The following is a 10,634-nucleotide window of genomic DNA, read 5'->3' as shown; positions in this document are numbered from 1 at the left end:
ATAATTAGGATTATATTCCTAATTATATACGTGACAAAGTACGGCCGATTCGGCTAAAAGAGGCCTGCGTGACAGGCCGGGCTGTGGATAAAGAAACACCGTCAAGAGGGTTGGAAATTAAAACACTAGGCGTAAATTACCAAATCAGTGGAGGCGGTGGGAATTGAACCCACTAGACCTAAGGTCGGAAGCCCGGACTAGCACCAAGCCGCCCCCACTACGACTTCCCCGGGTGGCTCGGGGAAGAAGGCACCCGTAGCGGGGTGCGCCATCCAGCGACGCCCGGTGGGCGGGAGTGTGAGTTGCTTCGTGGGCCGATTCACTCCCCTCCATCGCGCTGGAGACGTGATTCATGGCGAGTCGTTTGACCCTGACAAGAGTCTCAGCCGAAATACCGATTCGTTTCATGGCTTTCTGGGGATAAGTGGCATGGCCGATGGGAAGGAGCTCGCATGTGTGGGCGGCAATTCCGCAGTGTAGAAGCCATTAGCTGCCCCGCAATGGGTCAATACGTCTGGCACCTCAATTGCATAGTCAGCAATACCGGGCACCCCAATGCACGGCACTCAGGGCCCGTCGCTTCGCAAATGTAGCGGCGGGTCTTGTACATACTGGTCGCTCCCCAGCCTAGGCGCTGCCGTCCGTCTCGCTTTCCTCATCGATCGACCGGACCGGCAGATAGGCGTTGGTTTCCAGCCATTCGCGCAGCACTATCTGGATGAGTTCCGACCGGCTAATTTTCATTTCAGCCGCGATGGAGTTTAGAGCGTCCTCTGTTGCGGGCTCCAGCGGCACGCCTGAGACGTTTCTAAGCATCAACGCAGCGCGGCGCAGGATGATCTGCAGATCCGCGCGCGACATGTCCGCAACGCGACCGGCGGCGTTTTCAAGCTCTTCCGAAATAGATAGACGGCTCATTCAGAGGGGCCGCATATTCAGAAGCCAAGCACGGATGTTAGCGGCGTATCGCCGCCCGACATGTACTTGAGAAGCCAGAGTGCCCACGTAATTGGCCAGATGAACGCCAGCACGGCGTCGAGCGTCAGGTTCAAAAGGATCTTCACGACCACCGACGAATGACCCTGCCACGTTTCGACGACGTTCAAAATATAGGTGATCGGCCCGCCAAGCATGAAAACGATGCCAAGCGGCACAGACAGAACGTTTTTCAGCATGTTTGCCCCTCCCAAAGGTGAAATGGAGCAGATCACCAATGCGGGGCGCGCGCAAGCTTCGCCCCCGCAAGGGGCGCGTCGCTCAATAGCTTCAAAGTGGATGGCTCGGGTATGCGGCCCACCGTCTGCCAAAATTGGGTGACCCTGATCACTCCTCGGTCAGGTGTGCAGATCAAGAACGGTCCGTTTTCCCGAGCGGTTCTAAAGATCGCGATGACGATCTGTCCCTCTAGCGGGTCCATCTTGTGATGCTTCAGCCAGTCCCTGACCTCATTCATCCTGGAGACGAACTCGCGCTCTGCCATGTACGGCGCCGCCTTTTCCTTTGACGCCTTTAAAACATGGGGCGATGTGGTTGGCGCCATTTGCCCCTCGGCCGCCAGCGCCAAAGTTATCGCGCCGGCGAACTCACCCTCATGGAATAGTCTAATTGCCAGTGCGGTCTGGTTTAAGGCGGCCTCCTTCCGTGTCATCCTTAAAAGCTTCCCCAAGAGTGGGGGCCCGTTTCGCGATTGTGCCGTCGACATCTAATCCCGCTGCCTGATCGAGGCGTCTTCAAATTTGGGTCTTCTAGTAGTCGCAGGTTGGGAAAGGGATGCAAAGGCGCTCGAATGCTTATTCTTCTGTCGTACGTCATTTTGTACGCAAGATAAGCAAACAGGCATCTTGTATAAGTAAATCAAAGGCATCTGGCGGAGAGAGCGGGATTCGAACCCGCGTTACGGTTTCCCGTAAACACACTTTCCAGGCGTGCGCCTTCAACCACTCGGCCACCTCTCCGTCTTAGCATTTTCACCGCGGCCGGTTTCGCCGCGCGGGTCGGGGAGATGCGTCTCCCTTCGGGGATTCCGGTCCAGAACTCCGCACCGTGGGCGCCGTCAACCAGCGGACACCCTTTCCCCGCACCTGAGCCGTCAGCAACAGGCGCGGGGCTCATCTAGTCGATCCGGTGCCGAATGCCAAGACATAACGGCACTCTATTCGCTTTGTCGGACAGGGATGCTCTGTCCATGTCAACAGTGCTGCCTTGGCAGCCGATCGCCGCGATCGGCGGCGGTGACTTTGCCGACTGGCGCCTCAGTGGCGCAAACCGGCGGCGTGGGTTCACTTCGCGTGTCGCGATTGCGGATAAAGCGGGCAGATCCTATCTATCAGGCCGATACAGACATTTCTGATAAGCTTCCGGGGAGGTAAGGTCTGGATGTTCCGCTTCGTCTTCCGTCTCGCGGCACTGGTCGCGCTTTCGGTTTCCGTCATCATGGCGGTGATCGACGCGACACGCTCGGTGGCGGCCTCCGCGCTGGTCATGACCCCGCTCAACACGAGCTGGCTGGCCGTCTCGCCGGATACGCGAAGCACCTTCGAAAGCTTCGTCCGCGACAAGCTTGGCCCGCTGCTATGGGACGGCGCCATCGCCTGGGTGCTCAACCAGCCCGGCTTCGCCGTGTTCGCGGTGCTTGCCTTCATTCTCTACATGATCGGCTACAGGCGGGAGCGGCCGAGCGGGCGGTTCGCCTAGACGTGATAGCTTTCCAGCGCCCCAAACAAAGAGAAAGGGAGACCGCACATGTTTCTCAGCGACATGCTGAACAAGAAGGTCAATCTGCCGAAGCCTGCCGAGGCGCTGCCGGGCCGCGCCAAGCCTATCCCGACGGCATCCAAGCACTTCGTCTCGAAGCGGCCGCTCAAGGGGCCGTATCCCGAGGGGCTGGAGACGGCGATGTTCGGGCTGGGCTGCTTCTGGGGCGCCGAACGCCTGTTCTGGCAGGTCGATGGTGTCTGGGTCACGGCGGTCGGCTATGCGGGTGGCGTTACCCCCAACCCGACCTACCAGGAAACTTGCACCGGCCTTACGGGCCATGCCGAAGTCGTGCTCGTCGTTTACGACCCGAAGATCGTGTCCTATGCACAGCTTCTGAAGCTGTTCTGGGAAAGCCACGACCCGACGCAGGGCATGCGCCAGGGCAACGATGTCGGCACCACCTACCGCTCGACGATCTACACGTTTGGCGATGCGCAGCACCAGGCGGCGATCTCATCGCATGACGCTTATGAGGCCTCGTTGCGCGGCGCCGGCCGCGGCAGGATCACCACCGAGATTGCTCCGGCACCGGAGTTCTATTTCGCCGAGGAAGACCACCAGCAATATCTGGCGAAGAATCCCTACGGCTATTGCAATCTGCAGGGCACCGGCGTCACCTGCGCCATCCCGGCTGCCGTCTCCGCTTGAGGCCTTTGGCGAGACGATGATCCGTGGCGCCGGACACGGCGCTACGCTTTTCCAAAGGTCAAAATTCCGCGTGAATTTTGTTTCGGGCCGTGCCAGATTGGCCCGAAGCGGGAGGGAGACACTCCTGTCTGATGTCGCATGCCTGCCGGAGAACCGGGCAGGCAGGCGGTGCATAACGCAAAAAATAACCGACAGGGTGTGGATCACATGAAACGTATCGTTCTCGGCTTCCTGGCCGCAACTGCGATGGTTCTTCCGGCCTTCGCCGCCGACATTCAGCCAGCACTTCTCTATGATCTCGGCGGCAAGTTCGACAAGTCGTTCAACGAAGCGTCCTACAATGGCGCCGAAAAGTTCAAGGCCGAAACCGGCATCGCCTATGTGGAATTCGAGGTCAGCAACGCGACCCAGCGCGAGCAGGCACTGCGCCGTTTCGCCGAGGACGGCCGCAACCCCATCGCCATGGCGGGCTTCTCCTGGGCAGATGCGCTGGAGAAGATCGCCGTCGAGTTTCCCGAGACCAAGTTCGCCATCATCGACATGGTCGTCGACAAGCCCAATGTCCGCTCCGTCGTCTATAAGGAGCAGGAAGGCTCCTATCTCGTCGGGGTGATGGCGGCGATGGCCTCGAAGACCAAAAAGGTCGGCTTCATCGGCGGCATGGACATTCCGCTGATCCGCAGATTCGGCTGCGGCTATGTGGGCGGCGCCAAAGCGGCCGGCGCGACCGATGTGATCCAGAACATGACCGGCGACACCCCGGCGGCCTGGAACGATCCGGCCAAAGGGGGCGAGATCGCCAAGACGCAGATCGACCAGGGCGCCGACGTGATCTACGCGGCGGCAGGCGGAACCGGTGTCGGCGTGCTGCAGGCGGCAGCCGACGCCGGCAAGCTCGGCATCGGCGTCGATTCCAACCAGAACGGCCTGCAGCCCGGCAAGGTGCTGACCTCCATGGTCAAGCGCGTCGACGTCGCCGTCTACAACACCTTCATGGACGCCAAGAACGACAAGTTCACCGGCGGCATCAACGATCTCGGCCTCAAGGAAGGCGGCGTCGACTACGCTATGGACGACAACAACAAGGCGCTTGTCGACGACGCGATGAAGAAGGCGGTCGAAAAGGCCAAGGCCGACATCATCGCCGGTACTATCAAGGTGCACGACTACATGTCGGACAATGCCTGCCCCTATTGATCGTGAGATTGCCGATCTGATCGAAACCGCCGGGTGAAAACCCGGCGGTTTGCTTTTCTCAGTATGCTCACCAATGCGGCGGCTTGGTCACCGGCACGTCGGGTGCGGCCTGTTCCTCCAGCGCCAGGAAGCGGTCGGTCAGCGCATCGAGCTTGCGCTGCATGCGCTCGATCACCTTCCACTGCTCGGCGATCTGGCCGGACAGTTCGTCGATGATCTTCTCCTGCTCGGCGGCGCGGATTTCCAGCGTCGTCAGCCGGTCGGAGGGCATGGTCATCTGAAAAACCTCGGTTTCTTGCTGCACAACTCTCAAGAGATGCGAAATTTCGGGATTCGCCGCATTAGAGCGACATGCGTCCAATTGGACGCCGAAAATACGCTCTAAGCCTTACAATCTTCGCGTCGTGCTGCTGAAAATCCAACCCGATTTTCAGCCCGATGCGATAGCGTAGTGAAGGCCGCGACCACGTTCGAAATTGACAAGCGGGCGGTGATTTGTCGAGAGTGAACGCTGCTCCGGCCAATTGGCACGGACGGGGTGTCATGCTAGGCGTTTTGACCAAGCGATAAAAAATAAGAGTGGGACAGGCTGCATGGCGCAAGCCGCAATCGAGTTGATCGGCATCAACAAGAGTTTTGGCGCCGTGCGCGCCAACCGCGACATCAATCTGGAGATCGTGCGCGGCACCATCCACGGCATTGTCGGTGAGAACGGCGCCGGCAAGTCGACGCTGATGTCGATCCTCTATGGCTTCTACCAGGCCGACAGCGGCGAGATCCGCGTCGGCGGCCAGCCGGCGTCGATCAAGACGCCAAACGACGCCATCGCGCTCGGCATCGGCATGGTGCATCAGCATTTCATGCTGGTCGACAATTTCACGGTGCTGGAAAACGTCATTCTCGGCGCAGAAAGCGATGCCCTGCTGAAGAGGAGCATCACCAAGGCGCGGTCAGAGCTGGAACGGCTCGAGCGCGAATACGGGCTGGAGGTCGATCCCGACGCGATCATCGAGGAGTTGCCGGTTGGCCTGCAGCAGCGTGTCGAAATCCTCAAGGCGCTGTATCGCGGCGCCGAGATCCTGATCCTCGACGAGCCGACGGGCGTGCTGACGCCCGCAGAAGCTGACCATCTGTTCCGCATCCTCAAGCAGTTGAAGGAGCAGGGTAAAACGATCGTGCTGATCACCCACAAGCTGCGCGAGATCATGGCGATCACCGACACGGTCTCGGTCATGCGCCAGGGCACGATGGTGGCGACACGGGAAACCAGGAAGACCACAGTCGAGGAACTGGCCGAGCTGATGGTCGGGCGCCGCGTGCTGCTCAGGGTCGAGAAGGGCGAGGCGGAAGCCGGCGGCGTCAAGCTCGCGGTGAAGAACCTGACAGTGAAGGATTCCCGCGGCGTCACCATGGTCGACGACATCTCCTTCGATGTGCGCGCCGGCGAGATCGTCGGCATCGCCGGCGTCGCCGGTAACGGGCAATCCGAAATGCTCGAGGCGATTTCCGGGATCAGGCGCGCCGTCTCGGGCTCCGTCATGCTCGACGGCAAGCCGATCGATCTCACCGGGGCCGCCGATCCCGGCGAGCTGCGCGACCGCGGTCTCGCCCATGTGCCGGAAGACCGTCATCATGTCGGGCTAGTGCTGGCCTTCGAGGAGAACGAGAATTCGATCCTCGGCTATCACGACGACGAACGATATCTGAAGGGACCGTTCCTCGACATAGACGCGATCCGCAACGACGCCAGGGACAAGGTTACCAAATACGACATCCGTCCGGCGGATTGCCGGCTCAAGACCGCCAATTTCTCCGGCGGCAATCAGCAAAAGATCGTGCTGGCCCGGGAGATGGAGCAGGATCCGGGCGTGCTGATCGTCGGCCAGCCGACGCGCGGCGTCGATGTCGGCGCCATCGAATTCATCCATAAGCGGCTGATCGCCATGCGCGACCAGGGCAAGGCGGTGCTGGTGGTGTCGGTCGAGCTCGACGAGATCCGCTCGCTGTCCGACCGCATCCTGGTGATGTTTGCCGGCCGCATCGTCGGCGAGCGCGGACCGGAGGCGACCGAAGGCGAGCTCGGCCTGCTGATGGCCGGCGTCGAGCGCCAGGAGGCGGCGGAATGAGCGCGCCTTACGCCAAGCTGCCGGCCTGGGCCGACTACGGGCTGATCCCGGTAATCAATCTCGCCGTTGCCTTCGTCGTCGCCGGCTTCGTCGTGCTTCTGGTTGGCGAAAATCCGTTCCGCGCTGCCGCCGTCCTGGTCGAGGGCGCCTTTGGCCGCGGGCAAGGCATTGCGTTTACGCTTTTCTACGCCACCACCTTCATCTTCAGCGGGCTGTCGGTGGCGGTTGCGGCGCATTGCGGCCTGTTCAACATCGGTGGCGAGGGCCAGGGTTATATCGCCGGTCTCGGCATTGGCATCGTCTGCCTGGCCTTCGACAGCGTGCTGCCCTGGTGGCTCACCTTCCCGCTGGCGATCATCGCCGCCGCGGCTATGGGGGCGCTGTGGGCGCTGATCCCGGCCTATCTGCAGGCCAAGCGCGGTTCGCACATCGTCATCACCACCATCATGTTCAATTTCATCGCTGCCAGCGTCATGGTCTACGCACTGGTCGGATTCTTGAAGCCGGCCAATTCGATGGCGCCGCAGACACGTACCTTCCTCGACGGCGCGCAACTGCCGAAGCTCAACTGGGTCATCGAATTGTTCGGCGCCAAGATCCGTTCGGCGCCGTTCAACATCAGCTTCCTGCTGGCGCTGGCCATGGCCTTTCTGGTCTGGGTGCTGATCTGGCGCACCAGACTCGGCTACGAGATGCGCACCTACGGCCACAGCTCGAAAGCGGCGCGCTATGCCGGCATTTCGGAGACCCGCATCATCATGGTCGCTATGATGATCTCGGGCGCGCTCGCCGGCATGATGGCGCTCAACCCAACGATGGGCGACCAGCACAATGTCGCGCTCGAATTCGTTTCCGGCGCCGGTTTCGTCGGCATCGCCGTGGCGCTGATGGGGCGCCTGCACCCGGTCGGCATCGTGCTGGCGGCAATCCTGTTTGGCATGCTCTACCAGGGTGGCGCCGAGCTCGCCTTCGAGATGCCGGCGATCAGCCGCGACATGATCGTCATCATTCAGGGCCTGGTCATCCTGTTCGCCGGCGCGCTCGAGCACATGTTCCGGCCCTATGTCCAGGCGCTGTTCGCCTCACTCAGCCCGAGATCTGTCGGCATGGAAGCGATCAAGGGGAAGGGTGCCTGAGATGGACATGTTCAACGCCATCATCCAGGTTCTGGACTCGACGATCCGCCTGTCGGTGCCCTTGCTGCTCGCATGCCTCGCCGGCCTCTATTCGGAGCGGGCCGGCATCTTCGACATCGGGCTCGAGGGCAAGATGCTGGTTGGCGCCTTCGCCGGTGCCGCCGCAGCCTCCGTCTTCCATTCCGCCTATATCGGCCTCGGCATGGCCATCCTCATCTCGGTCGCTTTCGCGTTGGTCCACGGGTTTGCCTCAATCACGCATCGCGGCAACCAGATCGTCTCCGGCGTGGCGATCAATTTTATCGCCGCCGGATCAACGATCATGCTCGGCCAGGCCTGGTTCCAGCAAGGAGGACGTACGCCGGCGCTTGCGCCCGACGAGCGGTTCGGGGCGATCATCTGGCCCGGCGCGGACGCGCTTAGGGGGGTGCCGATCCTCGGCCCGATATATTCGGAACTCATCTCCGGCCATTCCGTCCTGGTCTATGTCGCGTTCCTCGCCGTGCCGTTCACCTGGTGGGTGCTGTTCCGTACCCGCTTTGGCTTGCGCATGCGCGCGGTCGGTGAGAACCCGGCCGCGGTCGACACCGCTGGCATCTCGGTCGCCTGGCTGCGCTACCGGGCGCTGATCTGCACCGGCGTGCTCACCGGCATTGCCGGCGCCTACCTGTCGATGGTGCAGAATGGCGGCTTCGTGAAGGATATGACCGCCGGTAAGGGTTACATCGCGCTTGCCGCGCTGATCTTCGCCAAATGGAAGCCGGTCAATGCCATGTTCGCCTGCCTGTTGTTCGGCTTCCTCGACGCGCTGTCGATCCGGCTGCAGGGCACGCCGCTGCCGCTGATCGGCAAAGTGCCGGTGCAGCTCATGCAGGCGCTGCCCTATATCCTCACCGTCATCCTGCTCGCCGGCTTCATCGGCAAGGCGATCCCGCCGCGGGCCGGCGGCGTGCCCTATGTCAAAGAACGCTGAGCATGGCCGCGAAAAGTGGAAGCCGGTTTTCGGATCGGGCCATGCGAAAAAGGAAAATATGAGCATGACTTCGAAAAGTGGAACCCCTTTTTCGGACAAGATCATGCGCGGGAAAAACTAAATGTCGCATGATCTGTTCGAAGCGGCCAAGGCGGCCATGGCCAAGGCCTATGCGCCGTATTCGAAGTTTCCGGTCGGGGCGGCACTGCGCACCGAGGACGGCCGCGTCTTCACCGGCGCCAACATCGAGGTCGCGTCCTATCCGGAAGGCTGGTGCGCCGAAACCACCGCGCTCGGCCACTACATCATGGCCGGCGGCGGCAGGATAACGGAGATCGCGGTGATCGCCGAGCGCACGGCGAAATGCTCACCCTGCGGCGGCTGCCGGCAGCGGCTGGCCGAATTTTGCCGGCCGGAAACCAAACTCTATCTCTGCGACAGTGGCGGCGTGGTCGAGACCGTGACCATGGGCGACATGCTGCCCTACGGCTTCCAGGGCGACATGTTGAAATGAAGAGCTGGTTGAAATGAAGAGCTGGTTGAAATGAAGGAGGCGCTTGATCGTCTCGTCGAAAGGCTGGACGGGCTGGCGCCAGCCACCGCGCTGGTGCTGGGTTCGGGCCTTGGCGGGGTTGTCGACCAAGTCGAGGACGCTGTCCGCATTTCCTATGCCGAATTGCCGGGCTTTCCCAGAAGCGGCGTCACCGGCCATGCCGGCGAGGTGGTGGCGGGACATTTCGCCGGCACACCAGTGTTGATGCTGTCGGGCCGCGCTCACTACTACGAGCACGGCAACGCGGCTGCGATGCGGCCGGCGCTGGAGGTGCTCGCCGGCCTCGGCATTTCGAACCTGATCCTCACCAACGCCGCTGGCTCGGTCGATCCGGACATGGGGCCAGGCTCGGTGATGCTGATCACCGACCACATCAATTTCTCGGGCTCCAATCCGCTGATCGGCGAGCCAAGCGACCGCCGCTTCGTCGGCCTGACCGAAGCCTATGATGCCGGCCTTCGCGCGGCGATCGAGACGGCGGCGAAGGCGACGGCTACCGCCCTGCACAAGGGCGTCTATATGTGGTTTTCCGGGCCATGCTTCGAGACACCCGCCGAGATCCGCATGGCGCGCGTCATGGGCGCCAACGCCGTCGGCATGTCGACCGTGCCGGAGGTCATTCTCGCCCGCTTCCTCGGCTTGCGGGTCGCCGCCTGCTCGGTCATCACCAACCTTGCAGCAGGGATGACCGGGGCGGAGCTTTCGCACCAGGAGACCAAGGACATGGCGCCGGTTGGCGGCGCGCGTCTGGCGACGATCCTCCAGCGTGTGTTCCAGGATGGCTTGCCGGAGCGTAAGGTCCCGACCTGATGCTTCCCCAGGAAATCATCCGCAGCAAGCGCGACGGCCACAAGCTGTCGACGCAGGAGATCGCCAGCTTCATCGAAGGCGTGACCGCAGGCGCCGTCTCGGACGGGCAGGTCGGGGCCTTCGCCATGGCGGTGTTCTTCAACGGCATGAGCCGCGACGAGGCGGTGGCGCTGACGCTGGCCATGCGCGACTCCGGCGACGTGATCGATTGGTCGAACCTGTCGGGCCCAGTCACCGACAAACATTCGACAGGCGGCGTCGGCGACAATGTCTCGCTGATGGTGGCGCCGATCGTCGCCGCCTGTGGCGCTTATGTGCCGATGATTTCCGGCCGTAGTCTCGGCCATACCGGCGGCACGCTGGACAAGATGGATGCCATCCCCGGCTATATCAGCCAGCCGGATGTGGCGGGCTTCCGCAAGGCGGTGCTCGAG

General features: G+C 61.9%; 12 protein-coding genes, 1 tRNA gene and 1 pseudogene. 9 read left to right on the top strand and 5 right to left on the bottom strand.

Features of this window, described 5'->3' with window-relative positions:
* Window positions 1-627 precede the first annotated feature (627 nt).
* From EOA85_RS16955 to EOA85_RS16940, 4 genes are all read right to left on the bottom strand, one after another.
* Window positions 628-918, bottom strand: coding sequence for a ribbon-helix-helix protein, CopG family (locus tag EOA85_RS16955; RefSeq protein ID WP_127210488.1), 291 nt, complete (start codon window positions 916-918; stop codon window positions 628-630).
* Between the two features lie 17 nt (window positions 919-935).
* Entirely contained in the window at window positions 936-1,175 is a 240-nt protein-coding gene (locus EOA85_RS16950) for a hypothetical protein (protein WP_127210487.1), read from the bottom strand.
* Between the two features lie 32 nt (window positions 1,176-1,207).
* Window positions 1,208-1,648, bottom strand: coding sequence for a hypothetical protein (locus EOA85_RS16945; RefSeq protein WP_127210486.1), 441 nt, complete (start codon window positions 1,646-1,648; stop codon window positions 1,208-1,210).
* Between the two features lie 217 nt (window positions 1,649-1,865).
* Window positions 1,866-1,955 (bottom strand) — tRNA-Ser (locus EOA85_RS16940).
* Window positions 1,956-2,376: 421 nt separating this feature from the next.
* Between EOA85_RS16940 and EOA85_RS16935 the strand changes: the two genes are divergently transcribed.
* The 3 genes from EOA85_RS16935 (at window position 2,377) to EOA85_RS16925 (ending at window position 4,602) form a co-directional block, all read left to right on the top strand.
* Window positions 2,377-2,694 carry a hypothetical protein gene (locus EOA85_RS16935; RefSeq protein WP_095520860.1) on the top strand — a complete coding sequence of 106 codons (318 nt, stop codon included), beginning with the start codon at window positions 2,377-2,379 and terminating at the stop codon, window positions 2,692-2,694.
* Between the two features lie 48 nt (window positions 2,695-2,742).
* Window positions 2,743-3,405, top strand: a complete 663-nt coding sequence (gene msrA / locus EOA85_RS16930) for a peptide-methionine (S)-S-oxide reductase MsrA (RefSeq protein WP_127210485.1) — start codon at window positions 2,743-2,745, stop codon at window positions 3,403-3,405.
* A gap of 207 nt (window positions 3,406-3,612) precedes the next feature.
* Window positions 3,613-4,602 (top strand): BMP family ABC transporter substrate-binding protein, encoded by a 990-nt coding sequence (locus tag EOA85_RS16925; protein WP_127210484.1) that lies wholly within the window; start codon window positions 3,613-3,615, stop codon window positions 4,600-4,602.
* 67 nt (window positions 4,603-4,669) lie between these two features.
* Here the strand turns inward: EOA85_RS16925 and EOA85_RS16920 are convergent, their stop codons facing one another.
* Complete coding sequence (locus EOA85_RS16920; RefSeq protein WP_065011436.1) at window positions 4,670-4,879, bottom strand: SlyX family protein; 210 nt, start codon at window positions 4,877-4,879, stop codon at window positions 4,670-4,672.
* Between the two features lie 316 nt (window positions 4,880-5,195).
* On the opposite strand from EOA85_RS16920, the gene EOA85_RS16915 reads away from it, so the two are divergent.
* From EOA85_RS16915 to EOA85_RS16890, 6 genes and pseudogenes are all read left to right on the top strand, one after another.
* Window positions 5,196-6,728, top strand: coding sequence for an ABC transporter ATP-binding protein (locus EOA85_RS16915; protein ID WP_127210483.1), 1,533 nt, complete (start codon window positions 5,196-5,198; stop codon window positions 6,726-6,728).
* The gene (locus EOA85_RS16910; protein ID WP_127210482.1) at window positions 6,725-7,864 is read left to right on the top strand and encodes an ABC transporter permease; all 1,140 of its coding nucleotides are present in this window, start codon (window positions 6,725-6,727) and stop codon (window positions 7,862-7,864) included. Before EOA85_RS16915 ends, EOA85_RS16910 begins: the two co-directional genes overlap by 4 nt.
* Window position 7,865: 1 nt before the next feature.
* Entirely contained in the window at window positions 7,866-8,837 is a 972-nt protein-coding gene (locus tag EOA85_RS16905) for an ABC transporter permease (RefSeq protein WP_029348098.1), read from the top strand.
* Between the two features lie 121 nt (window positions 8,838-8,958).
* Window positions 8,959-9,351 (top strand): cytidine deaminase, encoded by a 393-nt coding sequence (gene cdd, locus EOA85_RS16900; RefSeq protein WP_029348097.1) that lies wholly within the window; start codon window positions 8,959-8,961, stop codon window positions 9,349-9,351.
* A 30-nt stretch (window positions 9,352-9,381) separates the two neighbouring features.
* Window positions 9,382-10,200 (top strand): purine-nucleoside phosphorylase, encoded by an 819-nt coding sequence (locus tag EOA85_RS16895; protein WP_127210481.1) that lies wholly within the window; start codon window positions 9,382-9,384, stop codon window positions 10,198-10,200.
* A pseudogene (locus tag EOA85_RS16890) lies at window positions 10,200-10,634 on the top strand (thymidine phosphorylase); the annotation flags it as partial. The gene EOA85_RS16895 and the pseudogene EOA85_RS16890, both read left to right, overlap by 1 nt.

Source organism: Mesorhizobium sp. M5C.F.Ca.IN.020.29.1.1, from assembly GCF_003997375.1.
Lineage (GTDB): Bacteria > Pseudomonadota > Alphaproteobacteria > Rhizobiales > Rhizobiaceae > Mesorhizobium > Mesorhizobium wenxiniae.
Note: the sequence above shows the minus strand (reverse complement) of the source record. Positions and strands in the feature narration are given on the sequence as shown.